This window comes from Curtobacterium sp. VKM Ac-2889 (genome assembly GCF_015350855.1).
GTDB classification, from domain to species: domain Bacteria; phylum Actinomycetota; class Actinomycetes; order Actinomycetales; family Microbacteriaceae; genus Curtobacterium; species Curtobacterium poinsettiae.
This window is the reverse complement of sequence record NZ_JADKSC010000004.1, coordinates 128,927-150,015: the sequence shown is the minus strand read 5'-3', so window position 1 is coordinate 150,015 and position 21,089 is coordinate 128,927. Positions and strand designations below refer to the sequence as shown.

The window sequence follows — 21,089 nt, the reverse complement described above, 5'->3', positions numbered from 1 at the left end:
AGTTGCCTCGAGCGTCCGCTGGCCACCGATCACGCTGTGCGATGCTGATGGCTGCGGCATGGTCCGAGCAACTTCGTCCCTCAACTTGGGACGGTCCTGCATTTCGACAGACGATCGACTGATGAAGCGCTCAGTCCGACAGAACGGACGGGAGGCCCGTGGCGATTTCGCCACGGGCCTCCCGTCCGTTCCGTCCGTTCTGTCGGTGCGTCGACTACGCGACGGTCGCGCGCGCCTCGGCGAGCGACGGGTAGTCCGTGTAGCCCTCGGCGGTCGCGCCGTAGAAGAGCTCCGGACGCGGCTCGTTGAGCTCGGCGTCGTGCTCCCAGCGGTGCGCGAGGTCCGGGTTGGCGATCGCGGCGCGGCCCACGGCGACGGCGTCGGCGTGGTCGCCGTCGACGAGCGTGATGGCCTCGTCGCGGGTGGTGAGCGACGAGAAGCCGGAGTTCACGATGAACGGCGCACCGGTGGTCCGGCGGATGTGCTGCACCAGGTCGCCGGTCGGCTCGGCGTGCAGGACGTCGACGAAGGCGAGCCCGAGCGGCGCGAGGCCCTCGGCGACGGCCGTGTAGGTGGCGCGGACGTCGTCGGCGTCGTCCTCGATGACGCCCTGGATCCCGTGCTCGGGCGACAGGCGGATGCCGGTGCGCTCGGCGCCGATGGCCTCGGCGATGGCCGTGGTGACCTCGATCGCGAAGCGCGCGCGGTTCTCCGGGGAGCCGCCGTACTGGTCGGTGCGGGTGTTCGACACCGGCGACATGAACTCGTGCACCAGGTAGCCGTTGGCACCGTGGACCTCGACCCCGTCGAGCCCGGCGGCGATCGCGTTGCGGGCGGCCTGCACGAAGCCCTGCACGGCCTCCTGCACCTCGGCGGTGGTCAGCGCGTGCGGGACGGGCATGTCGGCCTTCGAGCCGTCGGCCAGGTGCGTCTGGCCGGGAGCGGCGACGGCGGACGGGCCGACGATGCGCGGCGTCTGCGAGATGTCGGTGTGCGAGACGCGGCCACCGTGCATGAGCTGCATCACGATCGTGCCGCCTGCGGCGTGCACGGCGTCGGTCACGCGGCGCCAGCCGGCGATCTGGTCGTCGGTCTCGATGCCGGGCTGGCCGGGGTAGGAACGGCCCTCCTGCACGGGCCAGGTGCCCTCGGTGATGATCATGCCGAGGCCGGCGCGCTGCCGGTAGTGCTCGACGAGCAGGTCGTTCGGGACGCCGTGCTCACCGGCGCGGGTGCGGGTGAGCGGGGCCATGACGACGCGGTTCGACAGGGACAGGGCACCGATGGTGGTGGGTTCGAAGAGCTTCACGTCAGGGGGAACGACGAGTTGTCCGATGCAATTCCGTCTCGGAGCAGTTCTTCAGGCAGCGCCGTCAGTCGCGCGGGCACACCAGCGTCGACGAGCGCACCTGACCCTCTGGCCGGATCACCTGGTGCTGGGAGAGGGGCTTGCCGCACAGGGGGCAGCCCCGGTCGATCGTCCGGTCGTCGATGCCCTCGGGGCGGCCGGCGCCGATCTGCGAGGGGCCCATCTTGTCGATGAGCGTCGTGTTCCATCGTTCGTACCACTGGCCGAAGCGTCCCACGGTGCATCCTTTCGTTCGTGCACGAACTATTATGGCACTGATGGTCGCGGATCACACCTGGTCGACGCGTTCCAGCAGCTCCGTCAGTTCGTCCTTCAGGGACTCCAGGCGAGCGAGTGGCCACCCGAGCCGGTCGGCGACGGCCAGCGGCACCGCCTGGGCGCGGTCGCGCAGGGCGTGTCCGGCGGTGGTCAGCGAGACCTCGAGCTGGCGTTCGTCGGCGGCACTGCGCGTGCGGCGGACGTAGCCGGAGGCCTCCAGCCGCTTGAGCAGTGGGCTCAGCGTCGCGGATTCGAGTCGCAGCTCGCCGGCGATCTCGCGCACCGACCGCGGGTCCCGCTCCCACAGGGCGAGCATCACGAGGTACTGCGGGTGGGTCAGGCCCATCGGTTCGAGCAGGTCGCGGTACAGCCCGATGACGCTGCGGCTCGTCGCCGCCAACGCGAAGCAGAGCTGCCGGTCGAGCGCGAGCGGGTCCGGTGCGGTCTGGGTCATGCGCCCAGGGTACTTCGTTCGTGCACGAAGTGGTCTGAGGCGCGGTGGTGGCGCGTTCATGCAGGGACAGGTAGCGACAGGACACCAGTCGATCGACGCGTGTTCTGTCGCGTTGCGGACGCATCAGGTGCGGACGCATGCGTCGGGCCTCCAGGGTGGTTGCGCTGGTGCGTCGACTACGCGCGGTGCGCGGGCGGGTGCCCCGAGTCGTGCGTCGTCGCGTCCGGCTCCACGGGGAGTGCGTGGGTGCCGGTGTGCGTGTCCTCGTGCCCGGCGACCGGGTGGGAGCGCTCGAGCTTCGCGCCCTCCACGTCGACGTCCGGCACGATGCGGTCGAGCCACTTCGGGAACCACCAGGCGCTCTTGCCGAGCAGGTGCATCGCCGACGGGATGAGCAGCATGCGGACGACGAAGGCGTCGATCAGCACACCGAACGCCAGCCCGAAGCCGATCGGCTTGATGGTGGACGAGTCCGAGAAGATGAAGCCCGCGAACACCGAGATCATGATGATCGCCGCTGCCGTGACCACCGCGCGACCCGCGTGCAGACCGCGCTGGACGGCCACCTTCGCGCTCGCGCCGTGGGCGTAGGCCTCACGCATGCCGGACACCAGGAACAGCTGGTAGTCCATCGCCAGACCGAACAGGATGCCGATCTCGATGATGGGCAGGAAGCTCAGGATCGGTGCCGGGTCGTGCACACCGAAGACCGAGCCGAGCCAGCCGAACTGGTAGATCGCGGTCAGACCACCGAACGACGCCAGCACGGACAGGATGAACCCGGCGGTGGCGGTGATCGGCACGAGGAACGACCGGAACACGATGATCAGGATGATCAGCGACAGTCCGACGACCACCACGAGGTAGAGCGGCAGCACGTTCGACAGCTTCTCGGACACGTCGATGTTCGCCGACGCGTTGCCCGCGACGCCGAGCGTGACCTTGCCGTCGTCGGTGGAGACGGTCTGCTCGCGCAGGTCCTTCACGACGTTCTCGGTCGAGACGCTGTCCGGGCCGCCGGAGGGCTTCACCTGGAACGCGACGATGTCACGGTCCTTCGACGCACCGATGGGCAGCACGGCCTCGACGTCGTCGTTCTTCGCGATCGCCTGGCCGATGGTGACCTCGGTCGCGGTGACGTCGCTCTTGCTGATCGACTCCGGCAGGGTCGCCACGACGAGCAGCGGGCCGTTCTGGCCGGCGCCGAACTCCTTCTCGAGCGTCTTGTAGGCCTTGTACTGGCTGGAATCGACGGCCTCGGACGATCCGCTCGGCAGGCCGAGGCGCATCTGGGTCGCCGGCAACGCGATGGTGCCGAGCACCGCGACGCCGAGGACGAGCGTGATGACCGCGCGCCAGCTCGACATGGGCTTCTTCGGGATCCGCGTGGAGTCGGTGTTGCCGATCTTCGCGCGCTCCTTCTTCCGCAGGATCCGCATGCCGATCAGCGACAGCAGGGCCGGCGTGAAGGACGTCGCGATGAGGATCGCGAAGAGCACCGCGACCGCACCGACCGTGCCCATCAGGCCGAGGAACGGGATGCCGGTGATGTTCAGGGCGAGCAGCGCGACGATGACGGTCGCACCGGCGAACACCACGGCGTTGCCCGAGGTGCCGTTCGCGAGCCCGATCGACTCGTGCACCTGCATGCCCTGCTTCAGCTGGGTCCGGTGCCGGTTCAGGATGAACAGCGAGTAGTCGATGCCGACCGCCAGGCCCAGCATCACCCCCAGCACCGGCGTGACCGAGATGAACTCGACCATGCTCGAGAACGACAGGGCGGTGAGCGAGGCGACGCCCACGCCCAGGACGGCACTGACGAGCGGGACCGCGGCGCCGATGACCGTGCGGAGCATCAGGAGCAGCACGATCGCGGCGATGATGACACCGCCGATCTCACCCGGTCCGAGGATCGACGGCACACCCTGCGCGATGTCGTTCGAGACGTACACGTTGACGCCCCGGATGTCGGCCGACTCGGCGTCGTCCGCGATGGCGGTCTTGGTGTCGGCGGGGACCTCGTAGGTCGACGTCGTGAACTGGACGGTGCCGATCGCGGCGCTGCCGTTGTCCGACACGAAGCGGATGTCCTTCGACAGGTCGAGCCGGGCCGCGTTTTCGTCGAGTTCCGTCTTGCCGTCTGCCAGCTTCTTGGCCGCTGCATCGAGCTGCTGCTGGCCGGACTCCAACGTCGTCTGCTGTGCGTCGAGCTTCGCCTGGGCCGCCGCGATCTGCTGCTGAGCTGCTGCCGCTGCGGCACCGGTCAGCGCCTGAGTCTGTGCCTGTTGCGCGTCGATCTGCTTCTGAGCTTGTTCGATCTGCTCATTGCCCGCATCGATCGACTTCTGCTGGTCGCTGAGCTTCTTCTCGTTGGCTGCGAGCGTGGCCTTGCCGTCGGTGATCTTCTGCTGGCCCTCGTCGAGCCGGTCCTGCGTCGCGAAGCCGCTCGTCGTGCCCTTGACGCCGTCGAGCTTCTCGAGGCTGGTCAGGAAGTCGTCGATCTCGGACTGCTGCGAGGACGAGAACGCCTTGCCGTCCTTCGTCTCGAAGACGATCGTGCCGTTGCCGCCGTTCGCCGACGGGAACTTGTCGGCGAGCTGGTCCTGCACCTGACTGGTCTTGGTGTTCGGGATGGTGATCGACGACGAGATCGTCCCGGCGAAGAGCGTGTACGTGACGCCCGCGACGGCCATGATCACGACCCAGGTGATGATCACGAGCCAGTGGCGTCGTGCGGAGAACCGTCCGAGACGGTAGAGGAGACCGGCCATGCGGAGTGCCTGCGGTCCTTTCGTTGTCAGGTGCTGGTGGTGCGGGGTGCGCCGGTGGACCCCTGGGGGACGAGGAGGTGGGGTGGTGTCAGTCGTCGGCCATGTAGCCGCTGCGGACGCTGTGCACGAGTCGGGCGAGCAGGTCGTCCCACGCGTCGAGGGCGGGCTGGTCGAGATCGGGGCCGGAGGTCGCCAGCCAGTGTTCCGCGATGACGACGATGCCGCTCATGAGCCCTTCGACGAGCAGCGCTGCATCGAGGGGGTCGGCGGCCGGGTAGCGACGGGCGACCTCGTGCCGGAGCCGTTCGGTCACGCGTGAGAACGCCGTCTGGGTCAGGACCGCGGCCTTCGGGTCGTCCTTGCCGGGGTCGCCGAGGATCCGGTACATGCCGGCGATCGCCGGGGCCAGGTCGGCGCCGCGGGCCGCGGACTCGAGCTCGTCGAACATCGACGCCCGGCTGCCGTCGCCCACCGGCGTCCGGGCCATGTCGGCGAGGAACCGGTCGATGATGACGGACAGCTCCTGCTCGCAGACGGCCAACAGGACCTCGTCGAGCGAGGCGAAGTGGTTGAACACGGTGCGCCGGGCGATGTCGGCCCGGGCGGCGAGGTCGTCCACGCTGAAGTCGCGTCCGCCGCGCTCGTCGATCAGGTCGCGGGCGGCCTGCAGGATCGCCGCGCGGTGCTTCGCCTTGAGGGCGGCACGGCGGTCGGTCACGATGGTCACGAGAGGGAACACTAGGTGCATCGATGCACTCGGTGCAATGAGGCTCGGTGCTTCCCCAGGTTCGTCCCCCGGCGTGAACGTCTGTGCTGCACCGGTGTTCAGGCGGAGGCGTCCGGTGCCAGACTGGACCGACGAACCACCGTCGTACGAAGGAGTACCCGATGCCCGTCCGCCTGTCCCCGGAGACCCTCGACGAGATCGCCGCGAGCGGTGTCGCCGTCCCCACCTACGACCGCGCCGGGATCACCGCCGGCATCGTCCACTTCGGCGTCGGCGGGTTCCACCGCGCGCACCAGGCGATGGTGATCGACCGGCTCCTGCAGCAGGGCGAGGCCCGCGAGTACGGCATCTGCGGCGTCGGCGTGCTCGAGCAGGACCGCCGGATGGCGACCGCCATGGCCGAGCAGGGCGGCCTGTACACGCTCGTCCTCAAGCACCCGGACGGCACCCGCGAGTCCCGCGTCGTCGGCAGCATCGTCGAGTACCTGCTCGCCGTCGACGACCCCGACGCCGTCGTCGAGAAGATGGCGCACCCGGACACGAAGATCGTCAGCCTGACCATCACCGAGGGCGGCTACAACTTCGACCACGTCACGGGCGAGTTCGTCGCCGACGAGCCGGGTGTCGCCGCCGACCGGCGCGGCGACGGCCCGCCCCGCACGGTCTTCGGCCTGGTGGTCGAGGCTCTGCGCCGCCGACGGGACCGCGGGCTGGAACCCTTCACCGTGATGTCGTGCGACAACATCCAGGGCAACGGGCACGTCGCCCGGTCGATGTTCACCGCCTACGCCCGGCTGCAGGACCCGGCCTTCGCCGACTGGATGGACGAGCACGTGGCGTTCCCGAACTCGATGGTCGACCGCATCACCCCGGTCACGGCCGACGAGGACCGCGCCTGGGTCCGCGACGAGCTCGGCATCGACGACGCCTGGCCCGTCGTCGCCGAACCGTTCTTCCAGTGGGTGCTCGAGGACGACCACCCCGCGGGCCGGCCGCCCTACCAGGACGCCGACGTGCAGATCGTCGAGGACGTCGAGCCGTACGAACTCATGAAGCTCCGTCTCCTCAACGCCAGCCACCAGGGGCTCTGCTACTTCGGGTACCTGTCCGGATACCGCTACGCGCACGAGGCCACACAGGACCCGGCGATCGCGACCTTCCTGCGCCGCTACATGGACGAAGAGGGCGCACCGACACTGCACCCGGTCCCCGGCATCGACCTCGATGAGTACGAGTCGACCCTGATCGAGCGCTTCCAGAACCCCGAGGTGCGCGACACCCTCGCCCGGCTCTGCGCCGAGTCGAGCGACCGGATCCCGAAGTGGCTGCTCCCCGTCGTGCGCGAGAACCTGGCCGCCGGTCGGCCCGTCACGCTGTCCGCCGGCATCGTCGCGTCGTGGGCCCGCTACGACGAGGGCACCGACGAGTCCGGCGAGCCCATCGAGATCGTCGACCGGCTCGCCGAGCCCCTGCACCGCATCGCCCTGACCCAGCGCGAGGACCGCCTCGCCTTCATCGCGAACCGCCAGGTCTTCGGCGACCTGGTCGACGACGAACGGTTCGTCGCCGCCTACCGCGACGCCCTGGACGGGCTCATCGCGGACGGCGCGCACGCCACCGTCACGCGCCTGTCGCGGTCCTGAGACGCGACCGACGAACGGACGGGAGGCCCGTGGCGGCGCCGCCACGGGCCTCCCGTCCGCCTGCTGGTGGCTGCCGTCAGACGCTCACCGCGCGACGTCGTCCCACGGCACCGGAGTGGTCTCGCCCGTCTCCCAGTCGCGACGCAGCACGCCGTAACCGACCGACCCGACGGCCGGGCCGCCGTCGACGGGCCACGCCTCGCGGTAGTGGGCCTCCTGCACCCAGCCGGCACGGACGAAGACCCGGCGCATGGCGGTGTTGTCCTCGCGGGTCTGGCCCTCGAAGCGCGTGATCGCCGGCATCGTCGTGAACACGTGGTCGGTCACCGCACGCAGGGCGGGCACCCCGAGGCCGCGGCCCCGGAACCGACCTGCCAGGCGCAGGTCGAACAGGGGGACGGGGTCGGCGAGGTCCTCGAGGCGGACCAGCCCGATGCGTCCGAGCTCGTCGTGGTCGAGCCAGGACGTGTCGTGCTCGTCGTCGCGGTAGGCGCCGGAGTCGACGGCGCTCGCCGCGTCGGCCGCGCTGATGCGCCGTCGGACGTGGAACGGGAACTCCTCGGACGTCAGGAACGCGAGCAGCTCCTGGCGGTCGGTGCCGGTGGGGTCCAGGCGCGTGAGTCGGACGGCAGGAGCTGGCATGCCGCTCAGGGTAGTTGCACGGTCGTCGGGCAGGCTCGGGGCGTGCGAGGTGGGACGAAGACGACGACCACAGCCCTGACAGCCCTGGTGCTGGTCGGACTGGTGGGGTGTTCCGGCGAGCCGGGCGGTGCGTCGGCTCCTGCTTCTGCCGCTGCGTCGGCTCTGGGTGCAGCGGCGCCGGCGACCGACCCGGCGACCGACCCCGCCACCGCGCGGGCCTTCGCGTCGCTCGAGCGGCGGTACGACGCTCGGCTCGGCGTCGCCGCGGTCGACACCGGCAGCGGCCGGACCCTCGTGCACCGTGCAGGGGAGCGGTTCGCGTTCGCGTCGACGGTGAAGGTGTTCATCGCGGCGGCGGTCCTCGACGGCTCGTCCGACGCCGACCTGGCGACGGTCGTGCACTACGACCGCGGTGACCTGCTCGAGTACGCGCCCGTGACGAGCGAGCACGTCGACACCGGGATGACGGTCCGGGAGCTCATCGACGCGGCGCTCCGGTCCAGCGACAACACCGCGGCCAACCTGCTCGTGGAGCGGCTCGGCGGCCCGGACGCCGTCGAGCGGTGGCTGCGCGGCATCGGGGACCGGACGACGAGCGTCGACCGGGTCGAACCCGACCTGAACCAGGCGACGCCGGGCGACCGGCGTGACACGACGACGCCGGAGCGGTTCGCGGCCGACCTGCGGGCGGTGCTGCTCGGGGACGTCCTCGACGCTGCCGACCGGCGGGTGCTCCGCGACGCGATGCTCGGCAACACGACCGGGGACGCGACGATCCGTGCCGGGGTGGATCCGTCGTGGCGGGTCGCCGACAAGACCGGCACGGCGTCCTACGGGGTCCGGAACGACATCGCGGTCGTGACGCCGCCGGGACGAGCACCGATCGTGCTGGTGGTGATGACGAGCCGGGCCGATGCCGCCGCGGAACCGTCGGATGCACTGGTCGCCGCGGCGACCCGGGCCGCGGTGGCCGGGCTGACCGGCTGAGCCGCACGCCTCGCGGAGCGTCGCGGGACTACCGGAGTGTGCTCGCCCAGCGCCCGATGGTGTCGTACGCCCGTTCCCGGACGTCCGGCGCGGACAGGACGACGTCGTGCAGGGCCCCCGCGAGCCGGCGGACCGTGACCTCGTCACCGAGGGAGAGCGCACGGTGCGCCACCGTGTCGACGTTCAGGGCGACGTCGGCCCGCGCCATCCCCGGGTCCCACCGCGGCTGGAGCATGCTCTTGTCGCTCAGCATCACCAGGGTCGGGACCGTGATGCCGAGCCCCTTCTCGACCTCTGCCTGACCGTCGAAGACCGCGGCGAGCCACCCGGGGTGCAGGGGGAAGCCGCGCTCCGGCCGCCACTGCTGCTCGTAGGTCCACGACCCCTCGCCCTCGGCCGAGACGGTGCGCGTGTAGAAGCCGGGGTCGACGGCGGGCATCGGCGCGAGCGGGTTCCGGCGCGCGCCGAGCCTGATGACCGGTGCGACGATGGCCCGCCCCACCGCGGTGGCCTGGAACTCGAGCCACGGGCTGTTCAACACCAGGCCGTGCACGAGCTCCGGGTGCCGGGCCGCCCACAGCGACAGTGTCAGACCGCCCGTGGAGTGGCCCATCGGCACGAGCTTGCGGCGGTCCGAGCCGGGGTGCTCGGCCGAGATCGCGTCGAGCGCTGCGGCGATGTCCTCGTCGTACACGGCCAGGTCGTCGACCATGCCCGGGGTCTGGTGCGGACGCAGACTCCGACCGTACTTCCGCAGGTCCAGCGCGTGGAACCTGGCGCCGAGCCGCTCCAGGCGTTCGGCGAGCTCGACCTGGAAGAAGTAGTCCGACCAGCCGTGCACGTAGAGCACATCGACCCCGTGCAGGGGCCCGCGACCGTGCAGCAGCAGGTCCCTCGGGGTGTGCCGTCGGCGGACCAGGGTGGCGACGACGGGGCCCTCGGAGTCGGTGCCGAGCGGCAGTTCGAGCCGCTCGTACGGTGCTCCGAGCACGTCCTCGTGCCACCCCTGGTCCGTCATGCGCCGAGCGTATCCGGCGCCGGTGCGGGCGGTGCTGGTGCGGGGGCGTGCGGCCGTCACCCGGCCAGGACCACCCGCTCCCTCAGACCCCGATCAGTTGTACGACGCGAGTCGGTTCGGTGCGGTGTTGCCGGCCGGTGTGGGAACCGCGCCGCCGACGCCGTTGATGATGCTCGAGATGGTGCCCGTGTCGCCGAGCGAGACGGTGACGAGCCCGTGGGCGCGGACGCCGGCGGTCTGCGGGACCTCGAACGCCCGGTCGGCGTGCACGGACGGGTTCGTGTTGAAGAAGGCGTAGACGCCGCCGCCCCAGATCTCGTGCTTCGTGACCGAGGACGCCACCTTGTAGGCCGCGTAGCCCGCGCCGGTCGGGCTCTGCCAGGAGGCGTTGTCCGGCACGTCGTACGGCATCTCGTTCTGGAAGAAGATCGTCCTGCCGTTCTCACCGTTCCAGAGCACTTCGTACTTCTGGTAGTGCTCGACGAAGAGCCCGGTGGCGAGCACGTCGTCGCCGTTCACCTCGACCCCGGTCGAGCCGGTGTTGACGTTCCAGCCCGTCGGTGCCCCGCCGTGGTCGGCTCGCCAGGCCCAGATGTGGTCGACCAGTGTGTCGTCGGCGTTCACCTGCAGGGTGGTCGTCGCCTTGCCCTGCACGCTCGAACCGACGCGGAAGAAGACGTCCTGGATGCTCTGCGGATCTCCCGCGTGGTCGACGTGCGACCCAGCGCTGCCGAGGCGGACGAGCTGTGCGCTGTTCTGCGCACCGGCGTCCACGACGAGGTTCGACACGTTCACCCCGGCGACGTCCGTCGACGTCAGAACGGCGTTGCCCCTGGTGGGGACGAGCGTGGGGAAGCCGATTCCCGTCACGACGGTGTCCGCCCTGGTGACGGCGATCGGCGAGTCGAGCTCGTACGTGCCCGGCGTGAAGAACAGGTTCAGTCCCTGTGCGAGTGCGGCGTTGATCGTGGCGGCCGAGTCGCCCGGGTGCGCGACGTAGAAGTTCCGCATCGGGAGGTCGGTGCCGGCGGTGTTCGGCCACGTGACCCCGCTCGCGTTCTGCTTGAGCGAGGGGACGAACACGTGGTACTTGTTCGACGAGTCCACGTACAGGTACGGCTTCTCCCGTGTGGTCGGCGTGGTGGCGAGCGTCGTGTAGCTCTTCGAGAAGTCGTTCGCCGGGGCGCCCTGGACCCCTGAGAAGGTCATGTTCCAGTTGCCGCCCTGCCACGCCCCGATCGTCGAGTTCCGCGTGTACCACTGCTGCTGGGACCCCGAGGTCACCGTGCCGTCCACCTTCGTGTCGGCGATGTAGCCGCCGGACGAGTACCCCTGTCCACCATCCTGGTTCGACGGACCCATCGTCAGGTTGCCCTTCACGTGGACCCGGCGCATCGGGGCGGCCTGGGACACCGCCCACCGGTCGGTTCCGCTCTCGGGCGCGATCGCCACGTTCTCGACCGACCGCCAGAAGTTCTGTGTCGCGTTCTTCTCGTCGCCGGCATTCCACCCGGAGTCGACGTTCACCGCGCCGTTGATCGTGACGTCGTCGGGGTTCTTGCCGAGCCCGGCGACCGACGTGTAGAAGCCGAGGTTCGCCCAGATGCGGCCGTAGCTGCCGGGCTTGAACAGGAAGACGTGCCGCTGCGTGCCGAACTGCGCCGTCGTGCTGCGGAGCTGGCTGGTGAACGCCGCGTCGACGTCGGCCTGGATGGTCGACGCCGGCACCGTGGGGTCGTAGACCTTCACGTTGCTGCCGAAGTCCGGGGTGTCGCTCGTGGCGACTGCCTGGGCCGAGATCGCCGGAGCCAGTGCCCCCACGACTCCGACGCTCAGGGCGAGCGCGAGGATCCGCTTCATCCGTCGTTGCATGATGCTCGATTCGTCATCGTGCGGCGTCGTTGCCGCACGGGACAGACGGTAGACCCGTTGCCGCGCTCGGACAGTCGGGAGAAAAGGGGACAAGTGCCCCGGCGGCGGGGACTAGCTGCGTGGCGCCCGGACGAAGAACAGCGTGAGGGCACCGAGGACGACCGCGGCGACGATGAGCGCCCAGGCGAGCACGATGACCGGCCCGTCCCAGGGGGAGACGAGCAGTCCGACCCCGATCACCAGGGCCACGGCGGCGCCGATCAGGGCGAGGCGGTGCGGTCGTACCGGAGCGGTGCGTGTCACGGTTCCAACGGTACGCGCGAAGGGCTGGCAGCGCGGCGTCGAACGGGTACGCCGGTCACACCGTCGTGCGCATCACCCACCGCCACTTCGCGATGCGGCGGTCGCGCACGAACCCGAACTGCGTGAACAGTTCTTCCGGTCCGGTGTGCAGGTACGCCCCGCGCTGCGGTTTCCGCTCGACCGTCTGCTCCGGGTAGGCCTCGACCGTCCCGCCGCCCGCCCGGCGGATCTCGTCCAGGGCCGTGGTGACCGCGGCACGTGCGACACCGTGGCCGCGGTGCCGGGACTCCACGAACACGCAGCCGATCCGCCAGTCCGGCAGCGTCGAGGCGTCGCGGGCGTACGCGCCAGGGTTCAGGATCGTCGGCAGCTCGGCCGGGCGTCCGAACTGGCACCAGCCGACCGCGGTGCCGTCGGCGTAGACGAGCACCTGGTGGTTCGTGCCGTCGCGCACGTGCCGGTGCTTCGCCTCCTGGTGGGACACCGTGGGGTCCGGTGTGCCGCGCGGGCCGTCCGGGTGGAAGCCGATGCACCAGCACCCGCCCCACACGCCATTGCTGCGGGTCACGAGCGCGGCGAAGTCGGGCCACGTCTCCTCGGTGAGCATCGCCGTCGAGTACTCCATGCGCCGATCATGCTCCGCACGGGCGGCGAGCGCCGAGCGGCGACCGACCCCGGCACTTTCCCAGCGGACACGACGGTGTTCCGCGGGGAAGTCCCGGCGGCCACCCGAGCAGGACTGCGAGCCTCTCCGGACCGCGCCGACGGTGGCGCGGACGAGGGGGAACGACATGACGATGCGACGTGCAGGGGGAGCCGCGCTCGGCTTCGTGGGTGGCAGTGTGCTCGCCGGGTTGCTGGTGAGCGTCGGGGTGACGCCGGTGATCGCGGTCGCCGGCGTCGGCACGACCTCGGCGATCGGGGTGTTCGAGTCGTTGCCGGAGGACATCGAGATCGGGCAGCTCCCGCAGCGCAACCAGATCTGGGCGTACCGCGGCGGCGAGCCGGTGCACCTGGCGAACGTGTGGGACCAGGACCGCCAGGAGCTCACGCTCGAGCAGATCAGCGACCACCTGGAGCACGCCGCGGTGGACGGCGAGGACAAGCGGTTCTACGAGACCGGCGGTGTCGACGCGACGTCCGTCGTCCGGTCGCTCGTGAGCGTCGCCACGTCCGGGACCGAGGGCGGGTCCGGCGGTTCGACCCTGACGATGCAGCTCGTGCGGAACATCAAGATCCAGCAGGCGAGCGAACTGCCCACCGCCGAGGAGCGCGAGGCCGGGTACGAGGAGGCGACCCGGCGGACGCCGCAGCGCAAGCTCGCCGAGATGAAGCTCGCGATCAGCCTGGCGAAGCAGTACACGAAGCGGCAGATCCTGGCGGCGTACCTGAACATCGCCTACTTCGGCGACCAGACCTACGGCGTGCAGTCGGCGGCGCAGCACTACTACGGCAAGTCGGCGAGCGACCTGACCCCGGCCGAGGCGGCGTCGCTCATCGCGATCGTGCAGTGGCCGGAACGACGGGACCTGTCGACGCCGGACCACCACCGCGACAACGCCGCCCGGCGGAACGTGATCCTGCGGTCGATGCACGAGCAGGGGCACCTGTCGGCCGAGGAGTACCGAACGGCTCGGCTGTCCCGTGTCGCCGACTCCGTGCACCTGACGGCACCGCAGCAGGGGTGCGAGGCGGTCGAGGTGGGCGCCGCGTTCTTCTGTGACCACGCGGAGACCATCGCTCAGCGGCTCCCGCAGCTCGGCGCGACGAAGCAGCAGCGGGCGGACGCCTGGCGCACCGGCGGGTACCGGATCCAGACCACGCTCGACCTCGACCTGAACGCGGCGCAGAAGCAGCTGCTCGACCGGTACGACCCGAAGACCGAGACCCGGCTGGCACTCGGGGCCACGTTCAACACGGTCGAGGCAGGGACGGGCCGCGTGCTGACGATGGCACAGAACACCGACCACGACCGCTCGTCCGACGCGCCCCGCACCGCGACCTCGCTGAACTACGCCACCGACGAGGCGGACGGCAGCTCCACCGGCTTCCAGACCGGGTCGACCTACAAGATGTTCACCCTGCTCGCGTGGATCGAGGCCGGCCGCAGCCCGGACACCGTGGTGGACGGCACGCCGCACCCGCACAGCGAGTGGACCGCGTGCGGGGAACCCGCCTCGGCGTTCTGGCAGCCGAAGAACGACTCACCCGGGCAGCGTGGTCCGTACTCGGTCCGGTCGGCGACGGCGCAGTCCGTCAACGCCGCGTACCAGTCGATGGCCGAACAGCTCGACCTGTGCGACATCCGCGACGTGGCCGAGCGGCTGGGCGTGCACCTGGCGAGTGGCGGCGATCTGCCGTGGAACCCGGGGTCGTTGCTCGGCACCGAGAGCATCGCTCCGCTCACGATGGCCTCGGCCTACGCCGGCATCGCGAACGGCGGGCGGTTCTGCGCACCCGTGGTGATCGACCAGGTCGTCGCGCCCGACGGTGAGGAGCTCGGCGGACAGCCCCGCTCGTGCACGCAGGCGGTGTCCCGGCAGACCGCGGCCACCGCGTTCGACGTCATGCAGGGCGCCTTCCGCGGCGGGACGGCGAGCGGTGGGCAGACCCCCGACGGCGCGACACTGTTCGGCAAGACCGGCACCACGGACGCGGCCGACCAGGTGTGGTTGGTGGGCGGGACCTCGCGTGCCGTCACCGCCTACTGGCAGGGCAACACGGACGGCGCGAAGCACAACCTGCGGTCGTTCTCCAACGGCCAGGGCGGCACCTACGCCGGGTCGCGTGCGGCCGTCTGGCGCGACGCGCAGACGGCGGTGAACGCGGCGCTGCCGGTCGGCTGACGGCCCGGAACGCAGCCACGAACGGCCTGGAGGCGCGGTGCCAGCTGGCACCGCGCCTCCAGGCCGGTTCTCGGTTGCGTCCTACGACAGCTTCTTGCTGTCCTCGAGCCAGCCCGCGAGCTTGGTCATGTAGTCGGCCTGCGACGTGTAGTCGAGGGCCGGGAACGTCCAGCTGTGGACCTGGCCGGCCTTGAGCGCGGCGTTGTCGGCGAAGGTCGGCTGCTTCTCGAGGTCGGCGACCTGGTAGCCCTGCTGCGACAGCAGCAGCACGTCACCGGTGATCTGACCGGCGTTCTCCCACGAGTAGATGCCCCAGTAGAAGCCCTTCGGCTTCGGGTTGACGAAGTCGACCCCGTACGACGCGTACATCTGCAGCGACGGCTCGTCGGTCGGGCGGGTGACGTACGCGCCGTCACCGTCGGCGTACATCGAGACGACCGACAGGTCCGTGTCCTTCGAGACCTTCTCGAGCTCGTCGGCGGCGGTGTCGAAGCGCTTCTCGGCGGCGTCGACCGTCGACTCCTTCGCGCCGAGCGACTCGGAGAGCTTCGCGATCTCCTCGATGACGTCCTCGCCCTTGCCGCCCCACTTCACCTCGGCGACCGGCGCGATCGCCTTGATCTGCTTCTCCTGCGCCTTGTCCTTGAAGCCGTAGCCGGGCTGCTTGGTGTCGAGCGTGCCCTTCGCGTCGGTCGGGTAGACCGAGGTCACGACGAGGTCGGGCTTCAGCGCGGCGAGCTGCTCCAAGTCGATGTCGCCGTAGGCGGTGCCGAGCTGGGTGATGCCGTCGGTGTCGAGGCCCTTGAACCGGGCGTCCTTCGCCATCGTCAGCTGCCCGAAGGTGCCGACGGGCTTCAGGCCGTACTCGATGAACGACAGGGCGATGTCGTTCAGCACGACGACGCGCTTCGGCGTGTGGTCGACCTTGACGGTCGCGCCGGTGGCGTCCTGGTACGACCACGCCTTCGACGCGGCGGTGCCGCCGTCGGAGTCGGAGTCGTTCGAGTTGCCGGTGCTCGAGCAGCCGGTCAGGAGGAGTGCCGAGACGGTCACGGAGGTCAGGAGGGCGGCGCGCAGGTGGCCACGTCGGGAGGTCTTCACATTAGGAGAGGCTAACCTAACTTTGCGGCACTCGCCAGCGCGTGTTCGGTTTTCGTGCGTGTGACGGTGTGCTCGGTTCCGGCGCTCGGGAGCGGGTCGTGCTCGTCCGCTTCGGGCACGATCATCGGCGCACCGGTCACGGGGTCGGGGAACACCCGGGCGTGCAGGCCGAACGCGTGCTCGAGCAGTGCCGGGGTGAGGACCTCGTGCGGTGTGCCGTCGGCCACGACCCCGCCGTCGTGCAGCACCACGAGCCGGTCCGAGTACCGCGCCGCCAGCGACAGGTCGTGCAGCACCATCACGATCGTCGACCCCTGCTCGCGGTTCAGCCGTCGGACGAGCCGCAGGACCTCGAGCTGGTGCGCGAGGTCGAGGTAGGTCGTCGGCTCGTCGAGCAGGAGCGTCTCGGCCTGCTGCGCGACGACCATGGCGATCCAGGCGCGCTGGCGCTGTCCGCCGGACAGGCTCGTGACGTCGCGGTGCGCGACCTCGGTCAGTCCGGTGGCGGCGATCGCGTCCTCGGCGACGGCGGCGTCCTCGGCGGTCCACGGCTTCGCCCACGACTGGTGCGGGTTCCGGCCGCGCATCACCAGGTCGAGCACGCTGGTGCCGGCCGGGGCGACAGGGGACTGCGGCAGGATCGCGAGCTTGCGGGCGACCTGGCGGTTCGGCTCCTTGCGGATCGGGGCGCCGTCGAGCAGGACCTCGCCGGCCTGCGGCTTGAGCACGCGGCCGAACGCCTTGAGCAGGGTCGACTTGCCGCAGCCGTTCGCGCCGAGGAACGTCGTGACGGTGCCGCGCTCGATGCGCAGGTCCAGGTCGCGCAGGACCGGCTGGCGGTCGTAGCCGACGGACAGGCCCTGGGCTTCGAGCACGCTGTCGTGCTCGTGCTCGTGCTGGTGGTCGCGGTCGTGCGCTGTTGTCATCGGGACATCTCCTTGCGGTGACGGACGAGGAGCCAGATCAGGTACGGCGCCCCGATCACGGTGGTGATGATGCCGACCGGCACCTGCCACGGGAACGCGGAACGGGACAGCAGGTCGGCGGCGAGCACGAGCACGGCTCCCAGAGCACCGGCGAGCAGCAGCGGCGGCCGGTTCGTGCCGGCGAGCCGGAGCCCGACCTGCGGCACGACGAACGCGACGAAGCCCACCGGTCCCGCGGCGGCCACGGCGGCGGCGGTCAGCACGACCGCGAGTGCGATGACGAGCAGCCGGTGTCGCTGGACGCCGAGTCCGACGCCGGTCGCGACCTCGTCGCCGAGCTGCCCGATGCCGAGTGCCGCACTCGTCGCGAGTGCGATCGGCACCGCGACCACGGCCACCAGGAGCAGCGGCCAGACGCTCTCCCACGAGGTGCTCGACAGGCTGCCGACCAGCCACTGCGAGGCCGCGGTCGCGACCGTGATCTTCGCCCGGACGAGCAGGTAGCTGGTCACGGCGTCGAGGGTCGCGCTCACGCCGATGCCGACCAGCACGAGCCGGTAGCTCTGCACGCCACCGCGCCAACCCAGGCCGTAGACCAGGACCGCTGCGACCAGGGCGCCGATCGTGGCGGCCACCGGGATCCCGCCACCGAGCACCAGGGACGACACCGAGTACGTCCCGCCTCCCAGGACGATCGCGGCGACCGCACCGACGCTCGCGCCCGCGGTGACGCCGATGATGTCCGGGGTGCCGAGGGGGTTCCGCGTGAAGGTCTGGGTCAGTGCCCCGGCGACCCCGAGGGTCAGGCCGACGAGTGCGCCGGTCAGCACGCGGGGCAGGCGCAGGGTGGTGATGATGAAGGCGTCGGGACCGGACTCCAACCCGAGCAGGGACCGGATGACGACCCCGGGCGCGATCCACGTCGAGCCGACCGCGGTGCCGAGGACGATGAGCACCAGGACGGTGGCGAGCGACGCGACGGTGTACCAGAACACCCGGGGGCGCCAGGCGAGGCCGACGGGGCCGATGCGGATGCCGGCACGGCCGGGGGTGCGGGCCGCGGGGCCGTCCGTGCCCGGCGCACCGGGTGTACTGCCGGGCATGCCGGTTGTGCTGCCGGGCGTCCTCCCGCTGCTGCGCACCGCTGCCCCGCTCACAGTGACACCAGCGATCGGCGGCGGGCCACGGCGACGAACACCGGGCCCCCGATGACGGCGAGCACGATGCCGACCTCGACCTCGGAGAACCCGCCGATCAGGCGACCGATGACGTCGGCGACCAGCACGAGGGCGGCGCCGACCAGACCGGACACCGGCAGCGTCCAGCGGTGTCCGGTGCCGACGAGCGCGCGGGCGACGTGCGGGACCGTCAGGCCGACGAAGCCGATCGGGCCGGCCGCCGCGGTCGCCCCGGCGGCGAGCAGCGTGATCCCGCCCAGGCCGACCAGCCGGGCGACGAGCACGTTCTCGCCCAGGCCCTTCGCCAGCTCCGACCCGAGCCCGAGGGCGTCGAGGGCGCGGACGTTCAGCACCGCGAGCACGAGTCCGGCGGCCAGGAACGGCCACACCGCCCCGAGGATGTCGAGCTGGCGTGCGGCGAGCGACCCGACGACCCAGAGCCGGTACGCGTCGAGCGACGCCTGGTCGGTCAGCACGACGAACGAGGTCAGGGCGGCGAGCAGCGCCGAGACCGCGGCGCCGGCGAGGGCGAGCGGCACCGGGCTGGCCGTGCCGCTGCCGGCGATCGTCACCGAGAAGACGACGACGCTGGCGACCAGGGCCCCGACCAGTGCGAACCAGACGGTCGCGCTCGTGCTCGTCACCCCGAACACGTAGACGCCGAGCACCACCGCGAGCCCCGCGCCCGACGAGACGCCGAACAGACCGGGGTCGGCGAGTGGGTTGCGGGTGTGTCCCTGCATGAGCAGTCCGGCGATGCCGAGGGCCGCGCCGACCGCTGCGCCGATGAGCGTGCGCGGGATGCGGGAGCCCCACACGATCGCCTCGTCGGTGCTCGATCCGGTGCGCGTGAGCCCCGCCCACACCTCGGCGACGCCGATGCGGTTGCTGCCGAGCAGCATGCTCGCCACGGCGACGAGGACCAGGGCGACGACGAGGCCGATGATGACCGCGGTCCGTCGCCGCATCGCGGTCCGGTGCACACCGAGGGCGCGGGACGCGTCGCCGTCCCGGGCGCTGGACACGACGGGTTCGGGGGCCTCCGGACCGGAAGCCAGAACGGGATTGGGGGCTGGCACGGAAGTCATCTTAGGTTAGCCTTGCCTCATGGCGAAGACCCCGCGGCTCCTGCCGACGAACCCCCGGCTCTTCCGCGCCCGTGTCCTCCGGACCCAGCGGGTGACCCCCTCGATGCAGCGTGTCACCGTCACCGGCGACGACCTGCACGAGTTCGGCTACCTCGGTTTCGACCACTGGTTCCGCCTGTTCGTCCGGCGCCCCGACCAGGACGCCTTCCGGATGCCCGACCTGGACGGCAAGAAGTGGTGGCCGACGTTCCTCGGCATCCCCGAGGACATCCGCCCGCACTGCGCGAACTACACCGTCGCCGCGTACCGGCTGCTCGCCGACGGCACCGCCGAGCTCGACATCGACTTCGTCGTGCACCTGGACCACCGCGGTCAGCTCGAGGGCCGTGCCGCGATCTGGGCCTGCTCCGCCCGCCCCGGCGAAGAGCTCGCGATGCTCGACCAGGGCTGCATCTTCGACGTCCCGGCCGGCACCAGCGAGGTCGTCGTCGCGGCGGAGGAGACCGGCCTGCCGGGCATCGTCGGCATCGCCGCGTCGTTGCCGCGCGACACCGTCGGCCGCATCATCCAAGAGGTCCCGACCGCCGCCGACATCCGTGACCTCGACGCCCCCACCGGCGTGCAGGTGACGTGGATCGTCCGGCAGCCGGGCGCGGTCCCCGGCAGTGGCGCCCTCGCGGAGCTGCAGCGGCACGTGCCGTCCGACGACAGGGGCTACGCGTTCGTCGTGGGGGAGTCGAAGCTCGCCACCGAGGGCCGCCGCCACCTGCACCGTGCGGGTCTGCCGAAGTCGCGCATCACGTTCTCCGGGTTCTGGAAGCACGAGACGAAGGTCTCCGTCCCCGTCTGACCCGCGCGCTGCCTGGCAGGTACGCCCGTTCTGAACAGGTACGCCCGCCCTCGCCAGGTGCGCCGCGCCCGTGGCGCGACCAACGGACGGACGGGAGGCCCGGTGCCAGCTGGCACCGGGCCTCCCGTCCGTGGTGGGGCCGCGTCAGCCCTTGAGGCCCGAGCCCGTCACGCCCTCCACGATCTGCCGCTGGAAGATCAGGTAGAGGATGATCAGCGGCAACGCCGCCAGGAGCGCGCCCGCCTGGATGTCGGCGTAGCGCTGCCCGAAGCTGCCCTGGACCGTGGCGAGCCCGACCGGGATCGTCATGAGGTCCGGGTTGGACAGCACGAACAGCGGCAGCAGCAGGTTGTTCCACACCCCGACGAAGGTCAGGATCGTCACCGCTGCGATCACCGGACGCGACAGCGGCAGGATGACCGACCAGTAGACCTTCCAGATGCCGGCGCCGTCGATGCGCGCAGCCTCTTCGAGCTCCTTCGGGATGCCGTCGAAGAACTGCTTGAAGATGAACACCGCGATCACGGCGGGCACCTGCGGGAAGATCACCGACCAGTACGTGTTGAGCAGGCCGACCGCGTTGAGCTCCTGGAAGATCGGGATGATCAGCACCTGGGTCGGGATCATGATGCCCAGGATGATGAGCAGGAACGCGATGTTCCGGCCCCGGAACACCAGCCGCGACAGCGCGAACGCCGCCATCGAGGCGAACAGCACGGTGAGCACCGCGGTCACGACGCTCGTGATGCCGCTGGCCAGGTACCAGTTCCAGATGTCGCCGGCCTGGAACAGCGACGCGTACGAGTGCAGCGTCGGGTTCCAGGTCGACAGGATCGAGTTCGCGCCGAGCGCGGCGACCCCGTTGTCGGACAGCGACGTCTTCAGCGCGAACACGCTCGGGATGAGCCAGATGATCGCGAAGATCGTCAGGATGATGCCCGACGCGATCGTGAAGCCGCGCCCGCTGACACCGATCTTGGCGGCGCTCGTGGGAGCGGCGGACGAGACCCCGGTGCGGAGCTTCCGGCCGGTGGTGATGCTCTCGGTGGCGGTCAT

At 70.7% G+C, this 21,089-nt stretch carries 19 protein-coding genes; 4 read left to right on the top strand and 15 right to left on the bottom strand.

What is annotated here, in order from left to right:
• Window positions 1-214 precede the first annotated feature (214 nt).
• The 5 genes from ITJ50_RS13850 to ITJ50_RS13830 all read right to left on the bottom strand — a co-directional run bounded on the left by ITJ50_RS13850 (window position 215) and on the right by ITJ50_RS13830 (window position 5,579).
• The gene (locus tag ITJ50_RS13850) at window positions 215-1,309 is read right to left on the bottom strand and encodes an alkene reductase (protein ID WP_056070304.1); all 1,095 of its coding nucleotides are present in this window, start codon (window positions 1,307-1,309) and stop codon (window positions 215-217) included.
• 64 nt (window positions 1,310-1,373) lie between these two features.
• A complete protein-coding gene (locus tag ITJ50_RS13845; protein WP_017888356.1) occupies window positions 1,374-1,586 on the bottom strand; it encodes a hypothetical protein in 213 nt (70 codons plus the stop codon).
• A gap of 51 nt (window positions 1,587-1,637) precedes the next feature.
• Complete coding sequence (locus ITJ50_RS13840; protein WP_194590720.1) at window positions 1,638-2,081, bottom strand: MarR family winged helix-turn-helix transcriptional regulator; 444 nt, start codon at window positions 2,079-2,081, stop codon at window positions 1,638-1,640.
• Window positions 2,082-2,257: 176 nt separating this feature from the next.
• Window positions 2,258-4,852: an MMPL family transporter gene (locus ITJ50_RS13835; protein ID WP_194590719.1), complete on the bottom strand. Its 2,595-nt coding sequence runs from the start codon at window positions 4,850-4,852 to the stop codon at window positions 2,258-2,260.
• An 88-nt stretch (window positions 4,853-4,940) separates the two neighbouring features.
• Window positions 4,941-5,579, bottom strand: a complete 639-nt coding sequence (locus ITJ50_RS13830; protein ID WP_017888359.1) for a TetR/AcrR family transcriptional regulator — start codon at window positions 5,577-5,579, stop codon at window positions 4,941-4,943.
• 161 nt (window positions 5,580-5,740) lie between these two features.
• On the opposite strand from ITJ50_RS13830, the gene ITJ50_RS13825 reads away from it, so the two are divergent.
• The gene (locus ITJ50_RS13825) at window positions 5,741-7,222 is read left to right on the top strand and encodes a mannitol dehydrogenase family protein (protein ID WP_071251951.1); all 1,482 of its coding nucleotides are present in this window, start codon (window positions 5,741-5,743) and stop codon (window positions 7,220-7,222) included.
• A gap of 84 nt (window positions 7,223-7,306) precedes the next feature.
• Here ITJ50_RS13825 and ITJ50_RS13820 read toward each other — a convergent pair whose 3' ends face one another.
• Window positions 7,307-7,864: a GNAT family N-acetyltransferase gene (locus ITJ50_RS13820; protein ID WP_194590718.1), complete on the bottom strand. Its 558-nt coding sequence runs from the start codon at window positions 7,862-7,864 to the stop codon at window positions 7,307-7,309.
• 42 nt (window positions 7,865-7,906) lie between these two features.
• On the opposite strand from ITJ50_RS13820, the gene bla reads away from it, so the two are divergent.
• A complete protein-coding gene (gene bla / locus ITJ50_RS13815) occupies window positions 7,907-8,851 on the top strand; it encodes a class A beta-lactamase (protein ID WP_194590717.1) in 945 nt (314 codons plus the stop codon).
• Window positions 8,852-8,879: 28 nt separating this feature from the next.
• Here the strand turns inward: bla and ITJ50_RS13810 are convergent, their stop codons facing one another.
• The 4 genes from ITJ50_RS13810 to ITJ50_RS13795 all read right to left on the bottom strand — a co-directional run bounded on the left by ITJ50_RS13810 (window position 8,880) and on the right by ITJ50_RS13795 (window position 12,669).
• Window positions 8,880-9,869, bottom strand: coding sequence for an alpha/beta hydrolase (locus ITJ50_RS13810; RefSeq protein WP_194590716.1), 990 nt, complete (start codon window positions 9,867-9,869; stop codon window positions 8,880-8,882).
• A gap of 93 nt (window positions 9,870-9,962) precedes the next feature.
• Window positions 9,963-11,729, bottom strand: a complete 1,767-nt coding sequence (locus tag ITJ50_RS13805; protein WP_194590715.1) for a hypothetical protein — start codon at window positions 11,727-11,729, stop codon at window positions 9,963-9,965.
• A gap of 123 nt (window positions 11,730-11,852) precedes the next feature.
• Entirely contained in the window at window positions 11,853-12,044 is a 192-nt protein-coding gene (locus tag ITJ50_RS13800; RefSeq protein WP_194590714.1) for a hypothetical protein, read from the bottom strand.
• Window positions 12,045-12,099: 55 nt separating this feature from the next.
• Window positions 12,100-12,669, bottom strand: a complete 570-nt coding sequence (locus tag ITJ50_RS13795) for a GNAT family N-acetyltransferase (RefSeq protein ID WP_228499910.1) — start codon at window positions 12,667-12,669, stop codon at window positions 12,100-12,102.
• 166 nt (window positions 12,670-12,835) lie between these two features.
• On the opposite strand from ITJ50_RS13795, the gene ITJ50_RS13790 reads away from it, so the two are divergent.
• The gene (locus ITJ50_RS13790; RefSeq protein WP_228499913.1) at window positions 12,836-14,890 is read left to right on the top strand and encodes a transglycosylase domain-containing protein; all 2,055 of its coding nucleotides are present in this window, start codon (window positions 12,836-12,838) and stop codon (window positions 14,888-14,890) included.
• 81 nt (window positions 14,891-14,971) lie between these two features.
• Here the strand turns inward: ITJ50_RS13790 and ITJ50_RS13785 are convergent, their stop codons facing one another.
• Genes ITJ50_RS13785 through ITJ50_RS13770 form a run of 4 tightly spaced genes read right to left on the bottom strand, consistent with a single transcriptional unit; the run spans window position 14,972 to window position 19,174 of the window.
• Window positions 14,972-15,991 (bottom strand): ABC transporter substrate-binding protein, encoded by a 1,020-nt coding sequence (locus ITJ50_RS13785; RefSeq protein WP_159556011.1) that lies wholly within the window; start codon window positions 15,989-15,991, stop codon window positions 14,972-14,974.
• An 11-nt stretch (window positions 15,992-16,002) separates the two neighbouring features.
• Window positions 16,003-16,917 (bottom strand): ABC transporter ATP-binding protein, encoded by a 915-nt coding sequence (locus ITJ50_RS13780; RefSeq protein ID WP_194590713.1) that lies wholly within the window; start codon window positions 16,915-16,917, stop codon window positions 16,003-16,005.
• On the bottom strand, window positions 16,914-18,020 hold the full coding sequence (locus ITJ50_RS13775; protein WP_228499915.1) for a FecCD family ABC transporter permease: 1,107 nt from the start codon (window positions 18,018-18,020) through the stop codon (window positions 16,914-16,916). The genes ITJ50_RS13780 and ITJ50_RS13775 overlap by 4 nt, the downstream gene beginning before the upstream one ends.
• Before the next feature lie 50 nt (window positions 18,021-18,070).
• Window positions 18,071-19,174: a FecCD family ABC transporter permease gene (locus ITJ50_RS13770; RefSeq protein ID WP_231564117.1), complete on the bottom strand. Its 1,104-nt coding sequence runs from the start codon at window positions 19,172-19,174 to the stop codon at window positions 18,071-18,073.
• A gap of 28 nt (window positions 19,175-19,202) precedes the next feature.
• On the opposite strand from ITJ50_RS13770, the gene ITJ50_RS13765 reads away from it, so the two are divergent.
• A complete protein-coding gene (locus ITJ50_RS13765; RefSeq protein ID WP_194590712.1) occupies window positions 19,203-20,033 on the top strand; it encodes a siderophore-interacting protein in 831 nt (276 codons plus the stop codon).
• Window positions 20,034-20,177: 144 nt separating this feature from the next.
• Here the strand turns inward: ITJ50_RS13765 and ITJ50_RS13760 are convergent, their stop codons facing one another.
• Window positions 20,178-21,089 (bottom strand): carbohydrate ABC transporter permease, encoded by a 912-nt coding sequence (locus tag ITJ50_RS13760; RefSeq protein ID WP_017888373.1) that lies wholly within the window; start codon window positions 21,087-21,089, stop codon window positions 20,178-20,180.

Bases quoted from the DNA above. Each gene is read 5' to 3' on its own strand.
- ITJ50_RS13805 (WP_194590715.1), bottom strand. From the start codon at position 11,729: ATGAAGCGGATCCTCGCGCTCGCCCTGAGCGTCGGAGTCGTGGGGGCA.
- ITJ50_RS13760 (WP_017888373.1), bottom strand. From the start codon at position 21,089: ATGACCGCCACCGAGAGCATCACCACCGGCCGGAAGCTCCGCACCGGG.
- ITJ50_RS13820 (WP_194590718.1), bottom strand. From the start codon at position 7,864: ATGCCAGCTCCTGCCGTCCGACTCACGCGCCTGGACCCCACCGGCACC.
- ITJ50_RS13810 (WP_194590716.1), bottom strand. From the start codon at position 9,869: ATGACGGACCAGGGGTGGCACGAGGACGTGCTCGGAGCACCGTACGAG.
- ITJ50_RS13795 (WP_228499910.1), bottom strand. From the start codon at position 12,669: ATGGAGTACTCGACGGCGATGCTCACCGAGGAGACGTGGCCCGACTTC.
- ITJ50_RS13790 (WP_228499913.1), top strand. From the start codon at position 12,836: ATGACGATGCGACGTGCAGGGGGAGCCGCGCTCGGCTTCGTGGGTGGC.
- ITJ50_RS13775 (WP_228499915.1), bottom strand. From the start codon at position 18,020: ATGCCCGGCAGTACACCCGGTGCGCCGGGCACGGACGGCCCCGCGGCC.
- ITJ50_RS13765 (WP_194590712.1), top strand. From the start codon at position 19,203: ATGGCGAAGACCCCGCGGCTCCTGCCGACGAACCCCCGGCTCTTCCGC.
- ITJ50_RS13825 (WP_071251951.1), top strand. From the start codon at position 5,741: ATGCCCGTCCGCCTGTCCCCGGAGACCCTCGACGAGATCGCCGCGAGC.
- ITJ50_RS13840 (WP_194590720.1), bottom strand. From the start codon at position 2,081: ATGACCCAGACCGCACCGGACCCGCTCGCGCTCGACCGGCAGCTCTGC.
- ITJ50_RS13835 (WP_194590719.1), bottom strand. From the start codon at position 4,852: ATGGCCGGTCTCCTCTACCGTCTCGGACGGTTCTCCGCACGACGCCAC.
- ITJ50_RS13780 (WP_194590713.1), bottom strand. From the start codon at position 16,917: ATGACAACAGCGCACGACCGCGACCACCAGCACGAGCACGAGCACGAC.